General features: G+C 56.7%; 26 protein-coding genes. 11 read left to right on the forward strand and 15 right to left on the reverse strand.

All coding sequences use genetic code 11. The features are described from left to right. Positions 1-164: 164 nt before the first annotated feature. Both H8S34_RS13165 and H8S34_RS13170 read right to left on the reverse strand, forming a co-directional pair. A complete protein-coding gene (locus H8S34_RS13165; protein ID WP_186964227.1) occupies positions 165-1,217 on the reverse strand; it encodes a DNA cytosine methyltransferase in 1,053 nt (350 codons plus the stop codon). Beyond that, positions 1,207-1,551: a helix-turn-helix domain-containing protein gene (locus tag H8S34_RS13170; protein WP_186964228.1), complete on the reverse strand. Its 345-nt coding sequence runs from the start codon at positions 1,549-1,551 to the stop codon at positions 1,207-1,209. The genes H8S34_RS13165 and H8S34_RS13170 overlap by 11 nt, the downstream gene beginning before the upstream one ends. A 525-nt stretch (positions 1,552-2,076) precedes the next feature. On the opposite strand from H8S34_RS13170, the gene H8S34_RS13175 reads away from it, so the two are divergent. From H8S34_RS13175 to H8S34_RS13200, 6 genes are all read left to right on the forward strand, one after another. Then, positions 2,077-2,472, forward strand: coding sequence for a (deoxy)nucleoside triphosphate pyrophosphohydrolase (locus tag H8S34_RS13175; RefSeq protein ID WP_186964284.1), 396 nt, complete (start codon positions 2,077-2,079; stop codon positions 2,470-2,472). 60 nt (positions 2,473-2,532) lie between these two features. Beyond that, a complete protein-coding gene (locus H8S34_RS13180; protein ID WP_186964229.1) occupies positions 2,533-3,066 on the forward strand; it encodes a GDSL-type esterase/lipase family protein in 534 nt (177 codons plus the stop codon). Continuing rightward, positions 3,063-3,443 (forward strand): rhodanese-like domain-containing protein, encoded by a 381-nt coding sequence (locus H8S34_RS13185; RefSeq protein WP_186964230.1) that lies wholly within the window; start codon positions 3,063-3,065, stop codon positions 3,441-3,443. The genes H8S34_RS13180 and H8S34_RS13185 overlap by 4 nt, the downstream gene beginning before the upstream one ends. Positions 3,444-3,612: 169 nt before the next feature. Continuing rightward, entirely contained in the window at positions 3,613-4,323 is a 711-nt protein-coding gene (locus tag H8S34_RS13190; protein WP_186964231.1) for a tyrosine-type recombinase/integrase, read from the forward strand. Further along, positions 4,320-5,288 carry a tyrosine-type recombinase/integrase gene (locus tag H8S34_RS13195; protein WP_186964232.1) on the forward strand — a complete coding sequence of 323 codons (969 nt, stop codon included), beginning with the start codon at positions 4,320-4,322 and terminating at the stop codon, positions 5,286-5,288. The genes H8S34_RS13190 and H8S34_RS13195 overlap by 4 nt, the downstream gene beginning before the upstream one ends. Positions 5,289-5,342: 54 nt before the next feature. Further along, complete coding sequence (locus tag H8S34_RS13200) at positions 5,343-5,657, forward strand: DUF6809 family protein (protein WP_366485976.1); 315 nt, start codon at positions 5,343-5,345, stop codon at positions 5,655-5,657. Between the two features lie 56 nt (positions 5,658-5,713). Here H8S34_RS13200 and H8S34_RS13205 read toward each other — a convergent pair whose 3' ends face one another. The 4 genes from H8S34_RS13205 to H8S34_RS13220 form a co-directional block, all read right to left on the reverse strand. Further along, positions 5,714-6,373 carry an anti-sigma factor family protein gene (locus H8S34_RS13205; RefSeq protein WP_366485978.1) on the reverse strand — a complete coding sequence of 220 codons (660 nt, stop codon included), beginning with the start codon at positions 6,371-6,373 and terminating at the stop codon, positions 5,714-5,716. Then, positions 6,370-6,843 (reverse strand): RNA polymerase sigma factor, encoded by a 474-nt coding sequence (locus H8S34_RS13210; RefSeq protein WP_186964234.1) that lies wholly within the window; start codon positions 6,841-6,843, stop codon positions 6,370-6,372. The genes H8S34_RS13205 and H8S34_RS13210 overlap by 4 nt, the downstream gene beginning before the upstream one ends. Positions 6,844-7,253: 410 nt before the next feature. Further along, positions 7,254-8,123 (reverse strand): hypothetical protein, encoded by an 870-nt coding sequence (locus H8S34_RS13215; RefSeq protein WP_186964235.1) that lies wholly within the window; start codon positions 8,121-8,123, stop codon positions 7,254-7,256. Further along, the gene (locus H8S34_RS13220; RefSeq protein WP_243208029.1) at positions 8,113-11,190 is read right to left on the reverse strand and encodes an RNA dependent RNA polymerase; all 3,078 of its coding nucleotides are present in this window, start codon (positions 11,188-11,190) and stop codon (positions 8,113-8,115) included. Before H8S34_RS13220 ends, H8S34_RS13215 begins: the two co-directional genes overlap by 11 nt. Before the next feature lie 218 nt (positions 11,191-11,408). Between H8S34_RS13220 and H8S34_RS13225 the strand changes: the two genes are divergently transcribed. From H8S34_RS13225 to H8S34_RS13245, 5 genes are all read left to right on the forward strand, one after another. Further along, positions 11,409-11,996, forward strand: coding sequence for a helix-turn-helix domain-containing protein (locus H8S34_RS13225; RefSeq protein WP_186964236.1), 588 nt, complete (start codon positions 11,409-11,411; stop codon positions 11,994-11,996). Positions 11,997-12,175: 179 nt separating this feature from the next. Beyond that, a complete protein-coding gene (locus H8S34_RS13230; protein ID WP_186964237.1) occupies positions 12,176-12,610 on the forward strand; it encodes a hypothetical protein in 435 nt (144 codons plus the stop codon). Next, the gene (gene mobP3 / locus H8S34_RS13235; protein ID WP_186964238.1) at positions 12,598-14,538 is read left to right on the forward strand and encodes a MobP3 family relaxase; all 1,941 of its coding nucleotides are present in this window, start codon (positions 12,598-12,600) and stop codon (positions 14,536-14,538) included. The genes H8S34_RS13230 and mobP3 overlap by 13 nt, the downstream gene beginning before the upstream one ends. Before the next feature lie 69 nt (positions 14,539-14,607). Then, positions 14,608-14,826 carry a helix-turn-helix domain-containing protein gene (locus H8S34_RS13240; protein ID WP_087188798.1) on the forward strand — a complete coding sequence of 73 codons (219 nt, stop codon included), beginning with the start codon at positions 14,608-14,610 and terminating at the stop codon, positions 14,824-14,826. 119 nt (positions 14,827-14,945) lie between these two features. Continuing rightward, positions 14,946-16,175, forward strand: coding sequence for a tyrosine-type recombinase/integrase (locus tag H8S34_RS13245; RefSeq protein WP_186964239.1), 1,230 nt, complete (start codon positions 14,946-14,948; stop codon positions 16,173-16,175). Between the two features lie 180 nt (positions 16,176-16,355). Here H8S34_RS13245 and H8S34_RS13250 read toward each other — a convergent pair whose 3' ends face one another. The 9 genes from H8S34_RS13250 to H8S34_RS13290 all read right to left on the reverse strand — a co-directional run bounded on the left by H8S34_RS13250 (position 16,356) and on the right by H8S34_RS13290 (position 26,760). Beyond that, the gene (locus H8S34_RS13250) at positions 16,356-16,526 is read right to left on the reverse strand and encodes a hypothetical protein (protein WP_186964240.1); all 171 of its coding nucleotides are present in this window, start codon (positions 16,524-16,526) and stop codon (positions 16,356-16,358) included. Positions 16,527-16,597: 71 nt separating this feature from the next. Beyond that, a complete protein-coding gene (locus H8S34_RS15225; protein WP_243208030.1) occupies positions 16,598-17,149 on the reverse strand; it encodes an SMI1/KNR4 family protein in 552 nt (183 codons plus the stop codon). A gap of 125 nt (positions 17,150-17,274) precedes the next feature. Next, positions 17,275-18,384: a hypothetical protein gene (locus H8S34_RS13260; RefSeq protein ID WP_186964241.1), complete on the reverse strand. Its 1,110-nt coding sequence runs from the start codon at positions 18,382-18,384 to the stop codon at positions 17,275-17,277. A 19-nt stretch (positions 18,385-18,403) separates the two neighbouring features. After that, positions 18,404-19,267 (reverse strand): CbrC family protein, encoded by an 864-nt coding sequence (locus tag H8S34_RS13265; RefSeq protein ID WP_186964242.1) that lies wholly within the window; start codon positions 19,265-19,267, stop codon positions 18,404-18,406. Between the two features lie 15 nt (positions 19,268-19,282). Beyond that, entirely contained in the window at positions 19,283-24,445 is a 5,163-nt protein-coding gene (locus H8S34_RS13270; protein ID WP_186964243.1) for an immunity protein Imm33 domain-containing protein, read from the reverse strand. Positions 24,446-24,581: 136 nt separating this feature from the next. Next, on the reverse strand, positions 24,582-25,040 hold the full coding sequence (locus H8S34_RS13275; protein ID WP_243208031.1) for a C-GCAxxG-C-C family (seleno)protein: 459 nt from the start codon (positions 25,038-25,040) through the stop codon (positions 24,582-24,584). Next, on the reverse strand, positions 25,028-25,897 hold the full coding sequence (ybiA, locus tag H8S34_RS13280; RefSeq protein ID WP_186964244.1) for a riboflavin biosynthesis intermediates N-glycosidase: 870 nt from the start codon (positions 25,895-25,897) through the stop codon (positions 25,028-25,030). The genes H8S34_RS13275 and ybiA overlap by 13 nt, the downstream gene beginning before the upstream one ends. An 18-nt stretch (positions 25,898-25,915) precedes the next feature. Then, the gene (locus H8S34_RS13285; RefSeq protein WP_186964245.1) at positions 25,916-26,158 is read right to left on the reverse strand and encodes a hypothetical protein; all 243 of its coding nucleotides are present in this window, start codon (positions 26,156-26,158) and stop codon (positions 25,916-25,918) included. 2 nt (positions 26,159-26,160) lie between these two features. Then, entirely contained in the window at positions 26,161-26,760 is a 600-nt protein-coding gene (locus H8S34_RS13290) for a hypothetical protein (RefSeq protein WP_186964246.1), read from the reverse strand. Between the last annotated feature and the right edge of the window lie 17 nt (positions 26,761-26,777).

Consider the following 26,777-nt stretch of genomic DNA (forward strand, 5'->3'; position numbering starts at 1 on the left):
CGTCCCACTGGCGTTATGTTGTAAACAAGGCGGCAGCCGTTTTACCCGTCTGCCGCCCATGATAAATTTCACTCTATTTGCACCGCTTTTGGCGGTTACACAGAATTTGGGATTGCCCCAAGGGAGACTCCGCGTACAAGCACGGAGTCTCCCTTCATAAAGTTTTATTCTTCGATATTTGCAGGCATGGATTTGTAAGGAATACCAGCGAAAGTCTTTAGAATAGCTTCAAAAATGATTTTTGCTCCCATGCATGGCACAGCCATGCCAATCTGCTTCCGAACGCTTTCTTTATTACCTTCAAAAATATAAGTATCCGGGAAAGTCTGAAGTCTCGCACGCTCACGATTTGTCAGAGCACGGGGCTCGCTCCAATGATAAATATGAGTGCCGCCGCCGCCGCTGCCTGTCACTGTATATGCAGGCTTGTCTGGATCGAGGCGTTTGTAAATCTGGCTTATCTTTGCCCCGGTAACATTTAGTTTCAGACGCTCAGGCAGGTCCGCAGTAAATGCATTCTCACCAGGCTTAATAAAGCCAAGTCGCTCAACAACGGTGGAAGACTGCTTGGTAAGTTCATTGTTGGGAGCATCTTTTGGAATAGGCGGCACTTCGATTGCGGTTCGGCAGGTATTGTCTATTTCTGCATAAGGTTCATTTGACGGTACTTTAAACTCAACGTTAATATCTTTTCTAATGCCAACAATAATAATTCTATGCCGTGCCTGAGGGACGCCATAGGTTTCAAACTTATATAGATTGGGATAGAGTTTATATCCGGCATCACGCATAGCATCAAGAATTACTGAGAACGCCTTTCCATCATTCGCATTGCGAAGTCCTCCCACATTCTCTGCCAAAAACCATTGCGGTTTATACATTTTCAAGACTTTGACACCGTAGGAGTACAATGGACCATAGACGCCGTCAATCCCTTTCTGCTCGCCAACAACACTGAAATCATTGCATGGAAAACCGAATGCAAATGCATCAATGGGAGCCAGTTTAGTGAGATCGAATTTCCGAATGTCTGCATGATACACTGTTGTGGGGGCATTAGGACAGATGTTCCGGCGATAAGTCTTACAGGTATTCTCATCATAGTCATTTGCCCAGGCATGCACAATCCCAAAATTGGGATCCCCAATTTCTGCATTCATAGCTCCCCATGCCAAGCCTCCCGGCCCGCAGAAAAGCTCACCTAATTTAAAAATCATTATCAGATACCTGCCTTCCTTTGGTAAACAAGTTGATTTGCGTTTGGATGCTTGAATGTTCTTCTTCGTTCAGAAGATTAGCATTTTCAAAGATAAGCTGATATTCTGATAGATCGCTTTCATCCAAATAGCCTGCTTTGATATAAAGAGGGATAACATTAACGCCATAGAGCTGTGCCAGTTTTTTTAATTCGAGTGGAGAAAAATCTCTGCCTTCACCGCGTTCCAGCCTGCTAAGCTTAGAATCTGTTACCCCGCAGCGCTCCTGTACATCCTTGAGACTGAGGTGCAGTTTATTCCGCAGCTCCTTCAAGTAAGTCCCTAAATCATTCATCTTAAGCCCCTCTGCTTCAAATTGACCCTTATTATAACATGAGCGCTGCATTTTTGCAATATTTATTTTAGGACGCTGCGAATTTGCAGCGGTCCGATATGAAATGGCAAGTGAGCAGGAAACTGTATTCTTTTATCTCTCAGGCAGCCAGCCGATTCCAGCCGCACAACACTCTAAAATGTGGTCTTGGTGATTACCTGGGTTCAACCGAAAACAGTGTTAATACCTTTGGAGCGGTAAAAGGCGTAGAGCTCCTCCGTACATTTTTGGGGGGATTGGGTTATGTGTTTTGCTCACAATGCTTCCTGACGAGAGATAGATATGGTTGGGCCTCCATTTTGGCTTGTGGTAAAAATATAAATCCCTGCAGAAACTGGGGCACAAATACAAATCCGAAAGCATTTCGTCTTAGCAAAAGAGAAAATGCTTGTCGAACATTATGAATATAGATATACTGAATGCTATAGCACAAAAGATCGGCAGAAGCATATAGATGCCTGCCTAATTATGAAATAGGTGAAGCGGATGATTGAAGTAGTCGCGGCCCTGATCTGGAATCAGGACAAGTTTATGATTTGCCAGCGCCCGGCCCACAAGGCCAGAGGGCTGCTGTGGGAGTTTGTGGGCGGTAAGGTAGAGCCAGGAGAAACCAAGGAGCAGGCTCTCATCCGGGAATGTCAGGAGGAACTGGCGGTCACATTGGATGTGGGCGAGGTATTCATGGATGTAGTTCACAAATATCCGGATTTGACGGTCCATCTGACGCTGTTTCATGCTGCTATCCGGGAGGGCGTCCCCAAGAAACTGGAGCATAATGACATCTGTTGGATTACGGTGGATGAGATCAATCAATTTGCTTTCTGCCCAGCGGATGAAGAGATTTTAATAAAGCTAAAGCGATCGAAGGGGCAGAGAGATTAGGTGAAAGTATCCTTCTCTACTTTGGAGAATGCGAACATACAGAGAAAGGAAATGCATAGCATGAACGTCATCTGCTTCGGCGACTCTAACACCTATGGCTACGATCCCCGGGGCTATTTCGGCGGACGCTATGGCGCGGACTGCCGGTGGGTGGATATTCTGACCGTGGAGACCGGATGGGTGATCTCCAACATGGGGCAGAACGGCCGGGAGATCCCTTCTGCCGCTCCTGCCTTCTCGGATGACACCGACCTGCTGATCGTCATGCTTGGAACCAACGACCTGCTCCAGGGACGAAGTCCGGAGCAGGCTACCGAGCGGCTGGAGCGGTTCCTTGCCGGCATCTCTCTGGATCGAAGCAAGATCATGCTGATTGCACCGCCGCCAATGGCTATGGGCGAGTGGGTCCCCAGCCCGCAGCTCATTGAAGACTCCCGCACCTTCGCACGGCTCTGCCAGGCACTGGCAGAGCGGCTGAACATCCGTTTTGCCGACGCCGGGAAGTGGGACATCCCCCTGGCCTATGACGGCGTACACTTCACAGAGCAGGGCCACAAGGCCTTTGCTGCTGGACTTTTGGAGGAACTCAAATGAAACGAATCATTCCTTTCCTGCTTGCCCTTTTCCTGCTGACCGGATGCGGCGGGACTGCCGCGAGCGATGCCTACCAGCAGATCACCCAGGAAGAGGCGAAAGAGATGATGGACACCCAGGAGGTCATCATCCTGGATGTGCGCGAGCAGGACGAGTACGACAGCGGCCACATCCCCGGCGCTGTGCTGCTGCCGGTGGGTACCATTGATGAAACTACCGCCGCTGAGGTGATCCCCGAGAAGGATTCCACGGTGCTGGTCTACTGCCGCAGCGGAAATCGCAGCAAGACCGCCTCCTCCGCACTGGCCGAGCTGGGCTACACCGGCATCTACGAATTCGGCGGCATCAACACCTGGCCCTATGAAACAGAGCCGTAAGGCAGGCAGAAGCCGCAAGCGACACAAAATATGCGCCGCCTAAACAAGGAATATGGGACTGGCAGGCTCCGTAGCTTATGGGGACAGATGTGACCTCCATGGGGCAATAAAGTAGTAGCTATTTCCCTCTTTCTGTGGTATTGTTCGGTTGCCGAAGGGAGGCGACGATATGCAGAAAGGAAACAGCTGCACCGTAGGCCAGTGGTGCGACCGCTGGTTCTGCGAGAACCAGAGCAGATGGGGCGGCAGCACCGTGGGCGGATACCGCAACCTGATCTACCGCCACATCCTCCCCGGAATCGGGGGCATCCCGCTGGCGGAGCTGTCGGAAAACACTGTCACCGGCTTCTATGACAGCCTGCGGAGCCAGGGACTCAGCGCCAGAAGTGTCTGGTGCGTCCACCTGCTCCTGCGGCGCTGTATGGACGAAGCGGCCCGTGACCAGCTTATCCCCTACAATCCGGTACGGCTCTGCCCGGAACCGCAGGCGGAGGAATATAAAACGGCCCCCTTGCGCCTGGGGCAGCTCCAGCGGTATCTGAACGCGGCGGAACAGCTTGGTGTGCTCCCGCTCATCTACACAGGACTCTCCAGCGGCCTGCGGCAATGTGAACTCATCACCTTGTCGTGGGCCGATTTTCATATCCGCTGCCGGTACATTCTCAAGGGCCAGCGCCTGCTGGCCCTCAACCGAAAGGCGGAGCATCTTCTGGAGGGCATACCGGAAACCGGCTGCTATGTGTTCCTCAACCCCAAGACCGGAGTGCCGTATCAGCTCCACGAGTTCTATTACCTCCACAAGCGGATACTCAAACAGGCGGGGCTTCCATGGGTAGCCTTCCGGAACCTGCAGCGCCAATGCGTGGAGGTGGGGATATGACGCTGAGAGAGTATATCCTCCACTGGCAGGAAGCCTACGACAAGAACCAGAGCCGCCCGACCACCTACGCCGCCCATGGGTATCTCTTCAAGAACCACATCATTCCCAGGCTGGGTGAGATCCCGCTGGAGGATCTGACCGTAAAGCAGGTGGGCGATTTTCTGGATGAGCGGAGACACTTTGGCGGCCACCGCCCGGAAAGCCCTGAATACCCAGGGCTGGGCGAACACGCCATGCGGCACATTCACCGATTGCTCCAGCAATGCCTGGATCAGGCCATCCGGGACTGCCTGATAACGGACAATCCCGCCCGTGCATTCCGCTATCCAAAGCCCAAGAAGGTCAGCGCCAATGTGCTGACGCCAACAGAGGTGGAGGACTATCTGGACGCAGCCGAGCGGCTGGGCTGCCTCCCCATGTTCCTGCTGGCGCTGACGGCAGGGCTTCGGCAAGGAGAGTTGATCGCACTGAAATGGAGCGATTTGGATGCAAAGGAGCGGACGTTGACCATCTCGGAGAGCCTGTCGGTGGAGCGGCGGGAACTGGTGGAGTACAAAGGCGGCACCAGGACCGTCAGCCTGACCCAAGAAGTTGTAGAGCTTCTGCGCACGGAACACGCCAGGCACCCCAGCAGTCCGCTCATGTTTATGCACCCGGCCACACAGAGGCCCTACTCGCCCCAGATGGTGCGCCGTATGCACAATGAAATCATCAAGGAGGCCGGGCTGGACCATATCCGCTTCGCGGATCTCAGGCACACCTGTGCCGTCCTCGCCCTGCAAAATGGGATGGACGCCGGAGAGGTATCGCAGATGCTGGGCCATTTCCGCACTTCCATGACGCGGCAGAACTACGCCCCCTACCTGACAAACCCCGCCGCCAAAAGCGAAAACAATCCCAACGAAGCATCTCAGGAGGAACTGCGGCAAGCGGCAGACATTCTGGACAACCTCCTGAAATTTTGATGGCTATTGTGCGGAAAGTGTGGTATATGTTTGGGTCGCAAGGAGATGATGACGATGGAAAACAAACTGCTCAAAGAGCTGTATGATCACTTTTATGTCCGCCCAGAGCTGGACGAACAGGAGAATGAGGTGGATGAGTGCCACAAAGCATTGATCGCGGCTTTGGAAAAGCCGGAGCGCAAGCTGGTACTGCGGATCATTGATGCCCAGGACTCTATCAGAGAACAAACCTCCCTCGACAGCTTTATCGCCGGATTTGAGCTGGCGTGGAGGCTTTCGGCGGAAGTGCATAATGACGAAAACGAGCGCTCGCTCTCCTGTCGACCCAGGAGAGCGGGCGCTCGTTTTATAGAAGAACCGGAACAATAGGAGCAGCCTGGGCAGCCCTAAAGGGTGCCAAGGTATTCTGCTTGCAGAGTCGTGTTTTAACGCTCCCACACAAGAACTGCGTCCGCTATGGCCTGCTCGAATTCAGTCTGAGCAAGACCGGGAAGCTCCAGATAATCTCCCACCAGATAGTAGACTGCATCCACCTCCCGGCTGACCTGATAGGTGGCTGTCTCAAAGTCAGTCAGCAGCCCGTTGCCGATGCACAAATGCCCCTCCCGGTCCGGCATTACATCCGAGCGAAGGGTGTGGTCAAAGTAGAGGAACACCGCAGTCCGTCCATTTACTTCCCGGCTGAAGCCGTGGAAAGAATCGTAGCTCTCTCCGTGATAGTACAGGTCGATCACCTCATCCACCGCAAGCTCTGCCGTCACCAGGCCGTCCGTATAGGCCACTGGCTGCGGAACATCGGCCGCACCCACCAGAACGATGGAGAAGATCAGCATAACCGCCACAGCAAGCAGCACCGCCCGCCGGCGCTTGTGGGAGAACTTCTTCTTCACCCCCTGCAAAACACGGGCTTCCGTTTCCGACTCGTGGGAGAGCGTGAGGGAGGGCGGCTCCTCCTTCATTTCTGCCAAACAGGCGCGGCACCCCTCACACTGCGTCACATGGGCCTCGATCTCCTGCCTGCTGGCCTCACTGCACAGCCCGTCACAGTACAGGGGCAGCAGGTCACGGATGATTTCACATTTCACAATAATCCCTCCTTGATTTTCTGCTTCGCGCGATAGTAAGTCACTCTGGCCCAGGTTTCAGATTTGCCGAACAACTCCCCGATCTGCCCGTAGGGCAGCTCCGCAAAGACCCGCAGAGTAAACACCTCCCGGTATGGCTCCGGCAGAGCGTGGAGCCGCTGATGGATCTGGTGGGCGCTTTCCTGGCTGAGCAGCTCCTCTTCTACATTCTGTGGGGAAGGCATCTGCTCCAGGGTTTCGTCTCCGGTTTGGTGCTTTGCCTTTCGCAAGTAGGAGAGCCAACAATTCTTTCCGATTTGGCATAGCCATACAGACAACCGGCATTTCCCCTGAAAGGAGGCGCTGTGTTCAATGGCACGGCAGAAGGTCTCCTGGGCCAGCTCCTCCGCCAGCGCCTGGTTTCCGCAGAGTCCGGTCAGATAGCGGTACACCATGGGGAACTGCTCCTTGTACAGTTGGTCAAAATCCATCCACACCACCTCGCTTTCTGCCTATATGACGCACATGGATGAGGGTTGTTACAAAATCGGCGATAAAAATCGGTGATAACTGTCGGCGATAAACGCGAGTGCCGAAGATTTGGCATGGGATTGCAAGGAGTGTCCGCTTGCAAAAATGCGCCGCCTAAACAAAGAGATGGAATTACCTTTTTTGTGTTGTTTTTGATGTTATATAGCCGTTTTTGCTCCATTCCGCTTGCTCTTTGGCACTCTTCGGATGGACTGTTTCCGTGTGCTCCGAGCGGCACTGTGGCTGAAAATGTGGTCAGAGCAGAGTGCCTGAAGACGCCCTACACGGCTCGTATTTGATCTTCACAGAACGAATTTAGTACACTGTAAACAAAGAATACGGGACTGGCCGAACTGGCCAGTCCCGTCGCTTATTTCGGCAGATATTCCTCCCTGACCCGGTAGCGGCTGATGCCGAAACTGTTGCTTCGCTCGATGACCTCTTGGGGAAGCTGGTTCAGATATTTCCGACCGAAGTTGGTGTTGCCGAAGTAACAGTCGAAATTGGTCACAGGGAGCACCACCCAGTCGCCGTCCTCCGGGCGGTTGGCCAGGTAGTAGGCCACCAGGGTGGGGAGGATGTTGGTAGGCATTTTTTCAGGGCGGACCTGTTCAAGCCGTTCTGCCAGCTCCGCCGGCAGCTCCGGCTCCGTACAGCGCAGGGGGCCCAGCTCCAGGGCGTCGGCGATCATATCGTCAAAGCGGAGCGTCCACGCGCCCTCTGTCAGGGTGGAGAGGCGCTCCGTCTGATACTGAAGCACTTTGCTGCGCCACTCATGGTCAAACAGCTTGTCCAGCTTCCCGGCGGAAGCCGCATAGTTCTTATGGACCAAATCCGGGTGCGCCAGCGCAAACTGCATGGCCCTGCGAAAGTGACGGCTGAACCAGCCCCAGCCCTCCTCGTCCACCAGCTTGGGAAACTGTTCGTGGAGCGGCGCGAAATCGGTGCGGTGCTGCCACTCCTCACGGGGCGCACCGCGGCGCTCGGGAATGCTGCACCAAGCGCACAGGCCGTCGTAAGCAAAACCGATCTTATCCCTCGGGTCGCCGGGCAACAGCGTGCCGTCCGGAGCGTGAAATAAAAAACCGCGGGCCAGGATGGTCAGAATGCGGTTCATGCCGCTGAAGTCCCGCAGGGCCTCGAAGGTAAACCGCCCCAGCCAGGCGGTGTCCTTTTTGCCGGAAGCCCGATATGCCACCGGCTCCGTATAGTCTAAAAACTCCTGCCATTCATTCAGCATGGCGCACCTCCAACACATTGGGCTCGAGTGCATCCAGCAGCAGATCCCACAGCAGATTCCGCTTGCCCAGGGCCTCCACATAGCGCACCGCAGTCTGCGGACGAACGATCCTGTTCATCAGCTGGCGGCACCGGGCGGATACCGCCTCCCGGCAATGCTGGGAATTCCGCTTGCTGAGATACGCGTCCATCAGCTCATCAAATGTAGCTGAGTCTCCGGGGCGGTGCAGCTGCCGCTTTTTCTGCTGTTCATTCTCCTGCTGGATATCAAAGAGCAGGTCGCTCAGCACCCGATATCCGCCGCTGCGGAAATCAGAAAACAGGTCAAAGAGCGGTTCAAACTCCGGCAGCCAGGTGAGGAGGAACTGCATCCGTTCATCTTCACGCAGGAACTGCCATTTGGCTTCATTCAGCGCCGCCCAGATCTCTGCCACCCGTTCGGGAGGCAGGCTCCCCAGCTGGGCGTACAGCTCATCCGTGTCCCAAAGCTCCTCCTGCCCCCGGGCAAAGAGGATGCGGGCGATGTCGCTCTTTCGTTTCTTTTCGCTGGGCTCCACCCGGCAGGCCCGGATGCGGGACAGGCAGGCTTCATAGTCACGCAGCAGAGCGGAGATCTGTTCTAAAATTTCCCGGTCGAGATGCTCCTTCCAATCGGGCTGCTGGGCAAAGGTGAAGAGCTCGTGATCCCTGGCGGGCTTGGCTCTGGCGGCCGGCGTGTGCTTTTTCAGCTGAAGCGCCAAATAGGGCAGGCGCTCCAGATTGGAGTCTACCTTGTCCCAGTCGATTTTTTTGAAAAAGGCTTTGATGCGCTGCTGGTGGGTCTCCTCATACCAGGCCCGGCGTGTCTCCTCGGCGTCCTCCACCAGATTCTTATACTGGAGGAAAGGCGTCCGCCGCACCCGCCGCTTTTTCAGATACTCATCCAGATCCGGGCGGATGCCGCTCTTGGCCGAGTCGATCTCCAGCCCGGTCAAAATGGCCAGCACTTCGGTCTCGTCCTGAAGGCGTTTGCGCTCTTCTGCGTCTGAGTTTTCGTTGTAGGCGATGATGCTGCGATCCAGAGCGGCGTTGCAGATCTGCCCCACCCGGGAGGAGAAGGTGCCGCGCACCACTTCAAACCGGGCTTCCCAATCCTCTGCGCTGCGGATCAGGGGTGTTGCGGATGGGATCATCAGCAGCGGGATGTTGGCCTCGTTGGAAAGCGCGTCGTCCGCGCTACCGCGCGATGCTTCATAGTTCCGGCGGACGCACTCGTTCAAAATGGGGTCGGCAATGGTCTTGACCATATCCCCGTCATAGTCCGCGCCGCCCAGCCGCTCCGCCGCCAGCATGGTGGAGTCCACCATGACCAGATCGGTGAGATGCCGGAAATAGAAATGCCGCATCTGCCGCTTTTCTTTCTTGGCGTCGTAGGAGGAGAGCTGCAGTTCCTCATTTCTCGCAATATGAGGATTGCGCAGCAGGGTGCAGGTGTCTCCGGGCTGATAGGCCGCGCCGGGAGCGTAGAAGGCGCTGGTTTTGAATCGTAAGCTTTTGGTCACATCATAAAATGCCTTGTTCCGCTTCTTCTGCGGAAGCGTCTCCAGCAGATAGCTTAAAAAGTCCATCAGGTCGCCGGAGAGATAGCGGTTGTCCCCGGCCACGATCAGCCGTCCCAGAGAGTAGTTCTTCAAAATCTGTTTCGCCCTGCCGGCCAGCTCCTGCTGGTAGATCGGTTCGCCGATCATGCGCGGATTTTTGCGCAGGATCTCGCCCAGCAGATGCTCCCGGTTTTTGCGAAAGGGCAGGATGCCCCAGCGGTTCATCCGCTGCAGAAAGTATTTCTGCTGGAAGGCCCTGTTGGCGCAAAAATTGTAGTAGGCTACCTCGGTCTGCTTGGTGAGCCAGTTCCGCTCGTCCTCCTCCGGGCTGTGATCCCAGCCGTCGGGCAGATCCCGGGGACGGAACTCCTCCTCCCGGATGGATACCGTGTTCAAAAACTGGTAGTTCAGTTCGGTGTGGGTCTCCGGTTTCACCTTGCTCACATTGGTGATGTACAGAGCGTGGCGGTAGCGCCGGAACGCATCCCAATAGTCCGCCCAGGTCATCCCGCTGTCCTTCAGCCAGCCAAACCCCTTGAACATGCTCTTGGTGAGAATGATGTCCACGTCCTTGACGTTGTGCTCCTGCCCCCAGCTGTCCCGAATCACGGTCTGACCGCACAGGTCCAGAATCTCCTGGAAGTCTACCTGATGCACCATCCCCTTGATATAGGGCAGACGGATCTGAAAAGAAGTGTGGACGACCGCGCCGCAGAGCGCCCGGTCGATGACCTTGGCGTACTGCTTGGAGATAAGCCCCTCTCCGTCAAAGCAGGTGATGGGAATGTCCATCCGGCGCTCCACCCGGTGATACTTCCGGGTGCTGTTCCGGGTGCCGTCGTCTTCCACCGTGACGACCGGGACGCCCCTGGTCATCACCACCGGGTTGTCCACTACAATGACGCGGTGGGGCTTGTCGATGTCGATCCTGTCCAGCCGTGTGCCGCTGGAAAGCATCAGGCCGTTGTAGGCGTAGAGCTTGCTGAGCTGACAGTCGCCGATGGTCATGTCCATCTGGATGCGGCGGCGCACCTGGTCATACACATCCGCCCGGAGAAAGGACAGCTTGCTCTGGCGGCTCATGCTGCCCGAGCGCTCGAAGGCGAGATAGCGGTGCATCCCCGATCCCAGATCCAGGCACACGCCCTCCGGGCGGAACATATCCCGGGCCTTCTCCTGGCGGATCTGCTGGCGGGGCAGTGTGCTGCTGCGGTCGAAGATCCCGGAGAAGTCCATGTAAAAAATCACATCGGATAATCCTTCGATGGGCCGGTCGTCTGTCGGCTCGGAAAAGTCATCTCCCTGCACGACGCACATGATCTGAAAGAACAGCGCGTTGCCGTCCTGCTCGTGAAGGGCGGAAACCCGCTTGCACTTTTCCGTCGCCGCCCGGTCAAGGGCAAAGTGCCACTGCCCGTTTTCCTGCGCGGCATAACTCATCACTGCCCGGGCGGACAGTTCAAAAATACGGTATTTGCTCTGGCCCATCATCTCACCTCCGGATGGTCTCATTCTATCACAGAGAAGTGAAAAAAGAAATATAGACACTGCTCCCACAAATTTTGCGGGAGCGTTTTATTTTGTGTGAGAAAGGAGGATGGATGCGGTGAACATTTGAATCTGTGCCGGTCTGCCGCCGCCGCTCTGCGCGGCGGCGCTCAAAGAGAAATCCGTTCTGTGGAGATGAAAAAGAAAGGTGGTGCAAAATGAAGTTTCAACAGTGGCCCAAACGCGATCCCCGCAAAAATTATTTTCTGGTTCCCAACGAAGTGTTTCACATCGGGCTCAGCCACCCGGAGATCTCGATCTACTGCTACCTGCTGAGCATCGAGAACAGAGAAACCTATCAATGCTGGCCCAGCTACAAGACCATCGGCAAGGCGCTGGGCATGTGCGAAAACACGGTCAGCAAGTATGTGCGCAGCCTGGAGGAGAAAGATCTTATCCGTACCGAGCCGACCATGATACGAAGCAAGGACGGTCGGCCGCTCAACGGAAACCTGCTCTACACCATCCGCCCCATTCAGGCGGCGATGGAATCGTTCTACGAGCGGCAGTTCCGGCAGCTGGACGAGGATGCCGCACGTCAGAGGGCGGCGGAGCGTCTGGCGGAATCCACCCGCAGAAGCCCCCAGAACGCCCTGTGTGCGCCTTTGGGAGAGGGTGCGGGAGTGAATACCCCCTCGGGTTTGGAGGGCGGATTTGGGCCGCTTTCGGGGGCGTTTCCAGAACTGCCTCCCGAATCGCTTCCGGGGGTGGGGGAAAATGCGGGGACGAAGGAGAAAGCAGGATAAAACCCGGGCGCCGCAAGCGCCGCCCGGGCAATCACGTCTGCCCGCAGTGCGGGCAGTTTCGGGGTGCGAAAGCTGGCGTCTTTGACGGGCGGAAAAAGGGACGTTGGCGTCAGCTTTCCCACAAAGCCCCGTGTTGCAGGCTTTTTGCCGATGTCTGTTTGGATGAAAGGAGAGTTTTCATGGGTAACGAAACGAAAGAGCGGCTCCCGCTGCGGATGAAACCGGAGACCAGCCGCAGGCTGGAGCAGTGGTACGCCGCGGACAACTGCCGGAGCAAAAATGAGTTCGTGGAAAAGGCCGTCAACTTTTATGTGGACTATCTGGAGATGCGGGACGACCGATCCCTGCTGCCCACGGCGCTGCTGGCCGTGCTGGACGGCAGGCTGGGCCGGCTGGAGGATCTCATCGCCAGGCGGGAGTACACCCGGGAGGTGGAGCTGGATATGGTCATCGGGATCATCGCGGACGCGATGGAGATCGACCGGGACGATCTGAAACGCAGACGGGCGGAGAGCGTTCGGAACGTGAAAGCCACCAACGGTCTCATCTCGCTGGAGAAGCGGGCGCGCGCCGCCGAGGAGCCGAACTGGGATGGTGACCCATGGCAAGACTGATCTTGAAAAGCCCCTATATCAAAAGCACCGGCGGCGCGGCCGGGTACCTTCGCTACATCGCAACCCGGGAGCGGGTGGAGATCCTGCCGGATGACCGCCCGCCCACCCGCAGGCAGGAGCAGCTTATCGCCAAGCTGGTGAAGGACTTCCCGGACACCAAGACCCTCTATGAGTATGCGAGCTGCCAGGCCAAGCCCACCAAGGCGGCGGCCTCTGCCTTCCTCACCCTGGCGCTGGAATCCAACTGGGACGCGCTCCGTCAGTCGGAGCAGTATCTGAAGTATATCGCCACCCGGCCCCGGGCGGAACGGCTGGGTTCTCACGGGCTGTTCGGCGACAGCGACGGCGTGTCGCTGGAAAAAGCGATGGAGGAACTGGAGCAGTACACCGGAAATGTGTGGACGCACATCCTCTCTCTCAAGCGGGAGGATGCGGCGCGTCTGGGCTTCGACAACGCCGCGGCGTGGAGAAATCTCCTCCGCGCCCACCGCAACGAGATCGCGGCGGCGATGAAAATACCGCCCGCGGACTTCCGCTGGTACGCGGCCTTCCACGACGAGGGGGAGCATCCGCACGTCCACATGATGGCCTGGTCGGCCAAACCCGGACAAGCCTATCTCTCCAAAGAGGGCATCCGTCAGATCAAGTCCAGGCTGACCAACGACATCTTCCGGGACGAGATGCTCCACCTCTACGAGCAGAAGTCAGAGTCCCGGGACGAGCTGGTGCGGCAGGCGCGGCGGGCCATGCTGGAGCTGGTGCAGGCGATGCAGGGCGGTCTGTGCGACCACCCGGAGGCCGAGCGGCTCATGCAGGAGCTGGCGGCGGGGCTGGGGACGGTCAAGGGAAAGAAAACCTACGGCTATCTTCCCAAACGGCTCAAGGGGCTGGTGGACGAGATCGTGGATCAGATGGAGCGGCTTCCCATCGTGCGCCAGTGCTACGACCAGTGGCTCCTGCTCCAGGGAAAGGTGGACGGCTACTACCACGACAAGCCCCGGGAGCGGCTCCCGCTGTCCAAGGAAAAGGAGTTTCGGCAGATCAAAAACGCCGTCATCCGGGAAGCGGAACGGCTGCGTCTGGGCCAAGTCACCTTCGAGGACCAGGACATGGGCCAGCGGGACGAGCCGGAGCAGTTCCGAAATGCGCCCTATGCGTACTGGACACTGCAAGAGGTCATCCGAAATGAAGAGCTGACGCTGGAGGAACGGAGCGGCGCGGTATCGGAGCTGGAGAAGCTGGCGAAGGGCGGCGACCGTTACTCCCAATACCTGTTGGGCAAGCTCTGGCGGGACGGCCCTCTGCTGATCCCCGACGGAGTGGAGGCCCGGTATTGGTTCGAGCAGGCCGCCCGACAGGGGCATCTGGCGGCGCAGTACGCCCTGGCCAAGCTGTATCTCTCGGACGATCTGGAGGTGCGGGACACTGCGCGAGGCATGGACTGGCTGCGCACCGCCGCGGAGGGCGGAAACCGCTGGGCCATGTACCGCCTGGGCAAAGAGCTGCTCCGCGGCGAGATCACAAGACAGGACACGGCGGGTGCGGTGGAGTGGTTCACCCGTTCCGCCGAGCAAGGAAATCCCTATGCCCAGTACCTGCTGGGCAAGCTGTACCTCATGGAAAAGGAAGTGCCCCGGGACGAGGAGCAGGCCGTTCAGTGGCTGACCTGGTCGGCGGAGCAGGGGAACGAATACGCCCGGTACCTTCTGGATCACAGGGAAGAACAGCGCCCACCCGATGTGATGCTGGCGGTGACGCAGCTGCTCTATCACATGAGCCGGGTGTTCCAGGACAACTCCCTGCCCAAATCCCGCCCCGGCGGCATCCAAATCGACCGCAAGCGGCTCAGAAAGCTGCGGGAGAAGAAGATCGCCCAGGGCCACAAGCCGGACGACCACGAGGAACAGTGGCCGCAAATGACCATGTGAGCGGCGCAAGAAATGCGCCTCAAAACAAAGAATAAAATCCCTTCCGCAGGAAGGGTAGAAAGGAATCTGATGAAACGATCCAAGTATAACTCGTTCAACGAACTTCCCCTGATGCTGACCGTGCAGGATGTGGCCGATGTGCTGGGCATCGGCCTGGCCCACGCCTACGAGGTGGCCCACCGGAAAGACTTCCCCACCATCACCCTGGGCAGCCGCATCATCGTCCCCCGGGATAAGTTCATGGCGTGGATCGAGGAGCAGGCGGCTCAAAAGACGGAAATATTTTAGTAGCTATTTCCGGGATTCTGTGGTATTTGTTTGTGTTGCCATAAGCGCCCGCAGGCGCAATGCATGCGAGCAACCGAGTGAAACGAGGCTCTTAGCGAGTCGCAAAGGAGGGATGAAGAATGGCAAAGAAACGAGCAAACGGCGAGGGCAGCATCCGCAGAAAGCCCAACGGCCGCTGGGAGGGCAGATACACCCTGGGGATCGACCCCGCCACCGGCCGCGCCATCCAGAAAAGCGTGTCCGCCAAGACACGGGCCGAGTGCAAGGAGAAGCTGGACCGTGCCATCCGGGACAATCGGGGCATCCCGATGGACCACAACGAGGATTACACCGTGGCGGAGTGGTGCAGGCTGTGGTTCGAGACCTACAGCAAGCCGGTGATCCGCCCCAACACCGCCAAGAACTACAGGAATATCATCGAGAACCACATCGTGCCGGCCATCGGGATGGTCAAGCTCAAGCGGCTCACCGCCATCCAGATCCAGCAGATGTACAACAATTCCAAGGCCAAGGGGCGGGTGCAGCGGTTTGAAACGCAGGCCAGCACGGCCCTGTCCGGCAGTACGGTGCGCCGCATCCACATGGTGCTGTCCTCGGCGCTCAAGCAGGCGGTCAAGGAGCGGATCATCCCCTACAACCCCTGCGACAACTGCCGCATCCCCCGCAAAGAGCACCGGGAGATGACCATCATTCCGCCGGAGAAGCTGGGGGCGTATCTCCGCGAGGCGGAGAAGTACGGCGTCCTGCCCATGTTCTTCCTGGAGCTGTCCAGCGGCCTGCGGCGGGGGGAGCTGCTGGCGCTCCTGTGGGACGACCTGAACGTGAAGGACCGCATCCTCTCGGTGAGCAAGCAGGTCACCCGCATCGACGGGGAGCTGGTGGTGACCGAGCCGAAAACCAAGAACTCCATCCGCAGGGTGGCGCTGTCCCAGCAGGCGGTGGATATCCTGGTGCGGGAGCACGAACAGCACCCCGACAATCCCATCCTGTTCCCATCACCCCGCACCGGCGGCTACTGGAGTCCGGACGCGGTGTCTAGGATCAACCGCAAACTGCTGGCAATGGCCGGCATCGAGGAGCATGTGCGCTTTCATGATTTAAGGCATACTTTCGCCACCATGGCACTCTCCAGCGGCGTGGATGTGAAGACATTGTCCAGCATGCTGGGCCATTTCAGCGCCGGGTTCACCCTCGACACCTATACGCATATCACCAATGAGATGCAGAGGGGCGCGGCGGAGAAGATCGGCGGCTTCATGGAAACGGCTACGGCCAAGCCGGAACCCGAGCCGCCCGACCCGCCGGAGGAGAGCCGGTGCAAGGTGATCCCGTTCGAGAGAGTGGGGTGAAAGAAACAAAGCCCAGGGGACAGAGCTATGTCCCCTGGGTATTTATACCTTCGTTCTCAGTTTTATGCTGTGGTTTCAAAAACTTTTTTCTGGACCTGGAGATACTGCTGTAAATTGATAATCGCTCCGTTACGATTTGTGCCAGATGGGCACAATTCACCATCAGACAAGTCCACACAGTTATCCTGTGCCAATTTGATAGATGTAGGCTTTGGAGCAGATGGAATATCCATCCGTCAGCGGAAACTGCTCGTCTTGCTGAGGAAATCGGTTCTCCGGCGCAAACATGGCATGATCCTGCGCCCACCAGTCCCGATAGCGTTTTTCATGGGCGATGTTTTCAGTGTTCATTGAGATACCTCGCCAATTTTTTCCCCAGCAGGTCTGTCATATCATTGCAGAGGCACTTTACTTTCTCCTGCTCATGGGTGTAGTATCAAATGGTTTCCTCTCCGGGGCGGAGCAGGAGCTGGTCGCCGTCCGCTTCTTTCCAGAACTCGCCCAGTACACAATACCGCTCTCCATGGATGGTCAGAGTAAATATCCCGGAAAGGGAAAGGATCACGCCTGTGGATGCCAGCGGTCAGCAGGAAGAACTCTCGCACCTGGGACAGGAGTGTGAAGTCCAGCGCACTTTCTTGATTCCCAATCTGCTCCTCCGTGGCGGCAGGTTGGATCTTATCAGATGGGTCCAGCACCTTTGCCAACGCCTTGGAGAACTTGGGGTATCTGCCAAACAACTCCGGGTTGTTGGGCTTGAATTCCTTTTGCTTTTCCCGCTGTACTCGCTCCTGCTCTTTGCAGAAAGCCTCCAGCTCGGCCAGATACCGCTCCTGGTAGAGATTGCTGGCCTCAAATGCTGTGCCGCTCTTTTCCAGAATGGCAATGGCCCCCTTTTGGCTGGTAAGCACCGGGACCCACGGGAAGTCATGCCGGCAGGGTTTCAGTTTCAGGAATTCACCTCGATTGAGCAAGGTTTCCAGTTCGGACTCATGCTCGTTCTACCAGCTCCGCCAAGTTTCGGGAGTTTCCCGCCACTCGACCAAGTCCAGGAGTTTTACTGTTAATACTTCACTATCCATAAGGTCACTTCTCCGTTTCAGAGGTCGCAGGAATAGAGGCTCATGGCCCCGTAATCGGTGTGCAGGACAAGTCCGCTCTTGGTAAAGGCAAAATTCACCTGCCGCACCACAAAGGGGTCATCAATGGTGGCTAGCAGCTGGCCGCTACTGGTATCCCACAGCTCTATGGGGGAGCTGCCACGATCCTGCTGAACGGCCATCAGGCTGCCCCTTGTCCGCACAATACATGTGTCTGAAAAACTCAGCCCATGCCGGACAGGGAAGGGGAGGGGAGTGGTCGTTTCCTCTCCGGTCTGGGTCATATAGAACTTGCCGCCCACCGAGAAGCACTGGTCATCCGGGGAGAAGAAGGGATGCCAGCCCTCATTGGGGATCACTACTTTTTGGGCGGATTTCAGATCGACCAGCACATACTCACCCTCGGTGACGCGGTAGGCCGCTTTGCTCTGCCGGGGAGAGAGCATCCCGAAGCAGTAATAGGCAAAATTCGGATTCTTAGACTTCTTGCATTTTACCGTTTCCCGCCACACCTCTGTGTTGCTGCCAAAGTCAAAGACGACGATCTCCTCGCCTGTGTACCACAGGGCCAGGTCGCCGCTGGCATCCAGCATGGTTTTCATGCTGTTTTTCTTGTTGGCAAAGGGTGTGATTTCATGGGTGCGGAGAGAGAACTGCTCCAAAAGATAGCTGTTGTTCAGCAACAGAGTATCATTGGGGCAGAGAACCTGCTCGTAGGTCATCCGCTTGGCACCCAGAGAGACCGTTTCAAGGATCTCCCCGCTGCCATCGAAGTGATAGAGGGTCTCGTCCTCAAAATCTCCGACCACCCTCGTCAGAAAGAAGTCGTCCCGTGTGAAGGTGGCAGCTAAGGGCATGAAGCCGTTGCTGTCCTTGCCGACAAACCGGTGGCACCGCGCCTGCCCAACAGCGGCATCCGGATTCTGATAGACAAATCCTTTCCGCATCTGGCTCATCATGGCGCTGGCCGCCTTGCTCTTGACCTGGTAAGCGGAGTCGCACAGGGTCTCCTTGACCCTCCCGCCATTCAAGCAAGTTCGGATGGTATGTCCGTCAATTTCGATCCGCCACTGTTTATTTGTAGTGGGGTTGAGAAAGGTTTTTTTCATTGGCGCAGACACCTCCTTCTCAATCAAAATCCATCCAGACCAGGTGTTTCCCGCAGTGGAGGCACTGGAACAGATAGCATTGCAGATGCCTGCCGTTGACGGATTCCTGAATTATTTCCTTCTGCTCATCATCCCACATCGGATCGTCCAGCACATCCTCCAGCACACCCAGCGCCCGCAGTTCTCTGGCACCCACATGGCCAAGATAGGCGCAGTAGTCGCCGCAGTGGGCGCGCCAGTATTCCTGCTGCCAGCCACAGTAGCCAGGAGTTCGGTGGATGAGCTCGTCCAGCTTCTCCGGATCGTTTACGCCATCATCCAGTGCGAAATCGTCCTGAAAGCTACCGTCATATTTTCGGGCCGCCTCGCCGCTGGAAATACACTCCGGGCACAGATACTTAATATCCTCCACAGCGTAAAAGGGGCCTGTATAGAAAATATGGGTCGTCTTGCCGCAGCAGTCGCAGGCAACGCCATCCGCGGACTCCTCAAAAGCGCCGGTTTCCAGAGGGTTGGGGTGATACCGGAAGGTGGGCAGACCCAGCTGGGCCTGCCGCTCCTTCTCTTTCTGCTTTTCCTCCGGCGTTTTGGGATTGGGGAGAGCATAATGATTGCCCCATCTTTCTGCATAGTCCTTCAGCGTGCCCAGCCGCTTGAGTGTCTTTTTATCGGAACGATTTCCGATTTGGCAGAGCAGTTCGTAGGCATCCTTCTTAAAGTCCAGCAGATCATACACATCCACCAGCACTTCCTTGGCCTGCTTGTCTTCCGACAGCTCCAGTTTCTCCTTAAAAGTATAGAGAGCGCGGACACTGTCCGGATTTCCTTTTGTCTCCCGAAACTGTTTTTGGAGTTCAATATATCGCTTCCGATATTCGTTCATGGTCACAATCTCCCATCAATCCCACCAGAAACACCAGACGGTGGACTGCCGCAGCGCATCCGCCAAAGCACCTATGGTGGCGTCCTCCGGCCCTTGATCGATCACATCGGGACAGAAGCCGTACAGCTCCACTGCCGCATCCATGGCTTTCTCCTCAGGAACAGGGGAGGGAAGGGCAAATTCCAATTCGTCATGGGTTATGGCGGCGGGCACCGCGCCATACTGCTCGAACCAGTATTTGGCCGCAGCCATCAGCTCTGGTGTGTCGGGGCAGTCATTCCAGTTTCCGAAGGGCAGGTAGGCGAAGATCTCCCAGGGATTCTTCACCGGAATCTTGGCCAGAATAAGGGGATAGGTCATATCGTTGTCAGAATTCCAGTAGCAGGAGAAACGGTCATTATCATGGCCGCCCTCCATCTCGCCCAGGATCTCCTCATCCCAGTCCATATCGTCATCCTCGGCTTCTTCCTTGCGCTGGACGGTCAATTTCTCCATAACCGCCTTTCCGTCCTTAATGGGGGCGGAGAGCATCTTCTTCCGGTATTCGGCCACCTTGTCCGGGTCAAAGGCATAGTCATCCTCTCCATCGCTGTCCGGGTCGGAATTCATAATCAGGCACTCCCACAGGATTTCATCGTCCGCCTTGATGAGCACCGGCACAAAGCCTTCCTGGGCGCTGTCCCGCTTGGCATAGCTGTAAGCTGCCATGATGGGGTCATCGTCCTTCATAGTGGGGAAATAGGTGCATTCACAGTCCAGATACTCCATCAAAGCCTTGGCCAGTTCAGAAGGCTCCAACGTGTCCTCGTCGAAGTCCTGTCCCTGCCAGTTGGCAAAGCGTTCTTCGATCACCTCTGCCATGGCCTGATAGTAGTCCTCGTCAAAGGGGATAAACAGATAGGCTTCATCCTGGAACTCGCCGGAGTGATACTGCTCTGAGCCGAAATATTCCAAGGCATAGTTATCAATGTCACTGGGGAAGTATGGGCTGTCCGGCTCTCCATAGTAGTAGGAGGCAAACGCCCGGCCCTTTTGATTGAATAGAGAGCCAACCAGCTGCCCATCCAGCTCGTCCCGGAGAAAGGCCCGCAGGTCCACACTGGCAGGATCAACCTTGATTTTCTGTACCACCTCGCTGTATTCTGTGAGGAATTCTTCGCCCATCAGGTCATGCTCCATGCACCAGCGCAGGTAAATGGCCATGTGGTTATAGGCGGTGATCTCATCCACCGGCAGTTCTTTTTCCTGAATGGATTCCAGGTGCCAGTCCGCATCGTCCATTTCCACCACATAGTCGTCCTCATCATCCCCGCTGCAAAGGGGGCCTCTGGTGATGACATCCTGACGATCAGGCTCCACTACAAAGCTGACGCCGTCCATTTTGCCCAGCAGGGCTTCCGCATCATGGGTCAGTTTATATTCCAGCTCGTCTCGGTAGAGGGGGACCACCTGATAAAAGTTGACCTCCTCGCCGCCCGGCAGGATGCAGACTTCGCTGCCATCTTCCGTGTCCTGAGGACCGGTCAGAATGGCGGCGCAGAGCTTTGTATTTTCCGCAAAGTCCTCCTCATTGTCCATGGTGTGGCCGAAGCCCAGCCAGGTATCGCTGGCAATGGGCAGGCGGGCCAGGGTTTTCAGCAGACGGATGGGCCAGTACCACCGCTCATTCTGCAGATCCTCATGCTCCAGCTTCCAGTCCTTCGGCAGAGCGATGGCCAGCTCCGCCCGCTCCAATTTATATTCGGCCAGTTCCTCCGGTACATTCATCCGGTGGGTAGCCATGCCCATCGTAACCAGCGTGTAGTAGTCCCTTTCCTCCGAAGGCGGAACAACGCAGATGTCCACATGGATGTCCGGGGAGACTAGCTCGTGGAACACATTCTCGAATTTGCCGAAATACTGCTGGATGTGCCCCTCGACGCCTTCCATCTCCTCCTCAGTGTAGACCTCGGGAACACCGAATTCCTCATCCTGGGACTCTCTGTCCTCATCGCCGCCATCCGGGTTGCCATCCGATGACGCCCAGGAGATTTTCAGGGTCATCTGTTCCTCCGGCAGTCCGACACCAGGGCTACGGGTGATGGTGTGCTTATCATCCTCCGCAAAACCGATGGTCTCTCCGTCATGAAGTTCCACATCATTCTCCAGCACATAGGACACAAGGCTGGCCAGGAAGTCCCGGAGACTGTTCGGGTCGGCATCGACGCCCAACACCTCTATCTCGTCTTTGCCGAACACATCCATGCCGTAGGTGTAGCCATTCATGCCATGCTCATCCCGCCAGAGACCAAACCAGATCCAGTTGAAGATGGGCAGCTCGTCCTCACGCATCATGTTGGCAAAGCCCTCATAGAATCGGGGTTCAAACACCACACCGCTGGTGTAGATGCCGGTGGCATATTTCTGGCGGCAGCAGGCGGCCACCATCTTGGTGAACAGCTTACCCTTTTCCAGCAGATCCTCCTCTTTGCCCAGCACTGCTACCATCAGGTGGGCGCTGTGCTCCTTGGCAACCTTGACCGCATCCTTCCACATATAGTTGTTTTCCGCGTTGGCCTCGGCCTCGCCGCCGGGGATGGGATAGCTATTCAGGCTGACGGCGGCGAGCATATCGCCTACTTCAAAGACCAGCGCGTCGTCGTCCTTCTCCTCGCTGGCGTCGTATTCCTCCACGGCGACGTCCCACTTTTCCTTCATGTCCCGGATGAACTGCTCTTTGTCCCATTCTCCCTTGGACAGCAGCACAAAGCCAGTGAAGACGTCTGTGTGATCCGTGTCACTCTCGCCCTCATCTGCCGGGTCCAGCTCGCTGACTCGCTCCTCGTCATCCGACTCTTCCACGGGCGGCGTTTTCAGGTTTACTGTGCCTGCCTCCCGGCGGAAGGTATGGAAAGTGGCCCAGGGGAGGTCGCTGTCCTCGAAGAGCTTCTTTGCCATCTGGAGCGCCGTACGGATGTCCCAGGCGATGAAGTCTACATAGCCGCAAAAGAGGCCGGTGGCTCCGCCGGTGAGGGTGAGCACCTCCGGGCCGTCACCGGTGGTGAACAATTCTTCCAGCTTGTCCCGGAAGTCAAAGATCTTCTCCGTTCCTTCCTCCTCCCGCAAGGTATCCAGGGGATAGCAGAAGAAGCCCGCTACCGCTCCGTCGGCATGAAGAGCGTCCATGAAGTCATTGTCGGCATTCAGATAGCCGTTGATCAGGGGCGCACAGCAAGTGGAGCCCACTATGGTATCCAGCCGCCAGTCGGCGTCCGGGTCTTCATTGGGTTTCATTTCGTAGCCAAGGTAGCTCTCCAGATAGGATTCCGGGGCGGTGGAGAGTTCCAGACCCCGCTCCTTCAGCTTGTCCGGCAGTTGGGACATGGAGATGGAGGGCTCTGCCTTGGGCTCCTCCAGCACATCGAAATCGTCAATGTACCGCATGTGGGAGATCTCGCCCAGCACTTGGTCGGTGAGGGTGGTGAGCATCCACCAGACTCGGCCTTCCGCCTCCCGGAGCATGGGCAGCAGCTTTTCGCAGTAGGCGGAAATGGCAAAGCTGTTTTCGCCCTGTTCCTCCAACCAGATCTGCACATCCTCCCCTGAAACCTCATAGCCATCATCAGTCCGAAGACCGATGTTCTGGATGGACTGACGGCCCACCAGGATGTTCCAGTGCTCCAGCACCTCCTTGGGGGCGTGCTTCTGGAAGTAGATCAGCTCAAACAGCTTGACCTTGTCACCCTCCGGGGTGAGGATCAGCTCGTACTTCTCGCCGTTGAAGCCCATCTCGAAAGAGATTTCATCAAAAACCAGATTCAACGTTTCCTGCATTTGGGCCACGAGTTCTGCGCCGCGGGTGTGATCTTTGTCCTCATCCATCATCTGGCGCAATTCTGCTTCCATCTCGGCAAAGGTTTCCCACCAGTCCTCTGTCCTTTCCCGGAAGCACTCCGAGAACTGTGGCAGAGAAATCCCCTTCTTGCACCAGTCGATCAGCTGCATGGTATCCTCGTCACCAGGGCGGGCCTCCAATGCCTTTTCAAAATACCGCAGGGCACGTCCCTCCTGATCCAGGTAAAAGTAAGCGTAACCCATGCGGAAGTTCCAGCAGTGGTCGCCCTCAAAGTATTCCTCATGGGGCTTGAGAAGAGAGATGGCCTTTTTGAGCATATCTCTGCCGCCTGCTTTGTATGGATCTGCCAGATTGTTATAGGCCCGGGCCAGCTCACTGTCCATCTCCGGGGTGCGTTCCTGGGCAGGGATGGCCTCCAGCGCATCAAGGATCTTCTGGTACTCGTTGTTTTCATTCCACTTCTGGCACTGCTCCAAAATGTCCATATCCGATTCCTCCTCGTCCTCATCCGGTTTCCAGTCTTTGATCTGCTGGAACACGCCATTTTCATCTCGCTCAAAGACGCAGGGGGCGGGCGTATGCAGCAGCGGGATAATGTCGGGGTCGTCGTTGCAGATGGTGTTGAGGCCGTAGATTCCAGCGTTGTTTGGGTCGTCCATGTACTCGTCGCTCTCGTCACCGGCGGTGAAGCGCCAGCCGCTGTCCCAGTCGCCGTCCGGCTCCTCCCGGTAGCAGTATCCGACTTTGCAGCCCTCCACCGTGATGCGGTTGGTGGCGATACAACCATTGGCTTCCTCCCAGTCTGGGAGCAGAATCTTCATGTCCTCTGCTTTCACATGGAAGCTGCGGTTACGGCCGGCGGCCTCGTACAGCTCCTTCCGCAGCGCCTCTACATCCCAAGCCATCTCTTGGATTTCCTCGTCGTCCATCATTTCATGGAGGTCATAGGACAGGGGATCATGGGCAAAATCCGCCAGGGCCTTGTTCATGGCGTCGTGTTCCTCTGGCGTGGCGGTGATGCGGATGCGGCGGGAGGGGGTGTTGTACTCGTCCAGATCCTGGAGGTTCACACTGCCGCTGACACTGCACTCCAGCAGGATGGCGGCCAGGTCGGTGACCACATCAATGGCGAAGTGAAAGTCCATCTCCACGCCATTGGAGTGGGTGAACTCCAGATACTCCACAGTTTGGTGGAAGTCCCAGTTTTGTTTGTCCAGTCCGATCTTGGTAAAAATCTCGCTGAGGGAGATCTCCTCTTTCTTTTGGTCTTCCAAAAACGCCACAAGGTTCAGACTGTCATCCGAGCCTCCAATAAAATTGCCCCAGTATTTTTTGGTATACATCTGTCACGCCTCCTTTTATTCCGGCCAATCGCTCATGGCCGGGGTCCACTTCGTATAGGAGGCCGCCGGTTCTCCCTCCGGTGCGCCCTCCCAAAAGAGCTTGATATACTCCATCCTGATACCACTCCTTGAGATTTCATGAACCAAGCTGTCCCGCATTTACCGGGTGGAAGATCCTGCGGCCTGTCAGCACCTCCTCCAGCTTTTTGGCCAGCGCCTCCACAATGGCGTGGCAGGGATTTTCGTAGCCAACGATCTCCAGCCTTTGCAGCTCGACGCAGCGGAGCGTTCCATAGAAGCCCAGCATGAAGTCCGTCAATTCAGCAATCATCTGGTAGCCTTCCATGTTGCTCATATCCGTCTGACCTTCTTTTGCGGTCATCAGCCCAATGATCCCCACCGCCACGGTAAAGGCACCGCAGCAGGAATGCTCGGTCTGCATCCCAAGGCCCATGACGGAGAACATTTTCCGGGTCTCCTCGGACAAATTCAGATGGTAATATTCATTGCAGGCCATGAACATGGCCTCAGCGCAGGTCAGTTCCGTGCCGATGTGGTAGTGGTTGACCAGTTCATAGAGTTTCATTGTTGCCATACTGTACTCCAATCGCAAAGCATTTCGTTCTCTGTCACCCGGCGTAGCTCGTCCCGCACCTCCATCAGCGCAAAGCCCAGCAGGTTTTGTCCGCGCCACTTCATCGGATCCTGGGCCTCCGGCGAACTGGCCGCGAGGCGGATGCCCCAGATGGCATCGTAGGGGCTGGCCTCCACCAGCACGCTGTCCCCGGTGGAGAGGAGAAACTCCTGCAGATCGCGGTTCTGGCTGAATTTGTACCAGTTGCCAAGCAGCACAATGGCGTATTTGAACTTGTCCCATACCTTCTGGTCGAAGCCCCGCACCTTGCGGCCCATGGCCTTGATCTGCTTTTGATTACTGCACGCGAGGATCTCCTTGCGGATCTCCTCGTCACCAAACAGCTCGGCCTTGGCAGCCATCATATACTGCTCCATACAGAGGTAGGAGTCAGCCGTCGTATAGAAGTCCTCCATCCACCACTGGCTGAGGCAGCTTTTTGTCAGCTGGCCGTCCTCGGAAGGCTGATGGCCCCAGAACAGGCACAGCTCCCGCTTCCGCCCGGCGGCAAACTCCTGATGGAGCCACTGGCGGGTGTACTTGGGCCGGCCCTCCGGCTGCCATGCCTCCACCAGGAAGTCGCCGTGTACCAGCACTTCACCAGTGTCCTCGTCCTCCCACCAGCCCTTCCAGGTCACCGGCTCAGGAAAGAGGGTGCGGTATTCCGCCCGCTCCTCCGGGGAGAGGGTGTCCAGCCAATCGCCAAATCGGTATATGTAATCCTCCCCATAGCCCATGCGCCAGCCAATGGAGTATCGCTCGATCTCCCGGTGGGCCAGCCAGGGGGGAGGCATGATGCTTTTGTCTTGCAGTGCCATAGGGTTCGTCCTTTCCTGTCAGATATCGCTCAGTTCTTTTTTTACATCCAGCGGAGCGCCGTCCAGGGATGTGATCTGTGTCAGCTCTGTTTCCGTCAGATTTTTCAGGAAAATGCAGTATTCATCCGGGTGGCCTCCCACAAATTCCATTTTAGGCATCCCGATCTGCTCCGGATCGGTGATCCACAGGCAAGGCTCTCCCGTCGCCCAAAACTGCGTCAGGGTAAGACGCTGACCACGATAAAGGACATTCTGATCCATCCTCATCCCTCCTGTAGTTTCTTCAGCAGCTTCACGATCCGCTCCCGATTCTTTGCGGTTTTCATGAAGGTGGGAAGATGATCAGCCTGGGTCTTTTTCTGCCTTCCCGATGGCTTTTCCCTCAGGTCGGCGCTGAGATAGCCAATCAGATAGGCCAGGTGCTCCCGGTTGAGAGCCCAGACTGGCTTACCCTGGAAGGAGGTCAAAAACCACAGTTCCAGGCCGAACCAGGGGTCCTTGCCGCCCTGAATCTCCGCGCCATAGGAGAAAGCCTCCGCCGTCTTGTGTACCTCGCCCGGCATGGTTGCCCCGCAATAGGGGCAGGCCACACGGAGGACGGGAAAGTGTTGTTTTGCCTCATCTTCAATATCCACCCGGTAGTATCTTCCGCAGTTTTTGCACTGGTTATGGACATCGTAGCGGTAGACCGTCCGATCCTGCGTCATCCGGTGGCCGCAGCTCAGGCAGCGGAAATAGGCGTTGTCATCATCCGCTGTCACCACACCTACGCCGTGGCACTTGGGGCATTTCACCTGGATGCCGGTGGTTAGGGCGCTGTAGGCACTATATGTAAAATAGGGTTCATCAACGATTCGGCTCATGCGCCCACACACTCCTT

This window comes from Pseudoflavonifractor hominis, from assembly GCF_014288125.1.
Classification (GTDB): domain Bacteria; phylum Bacillota; class Clostridia; order Oscillospirales; family Oscillospiraceae; genus Pseudoflavonifractor_A; species Pseudoflavonifractor_A gallinarum.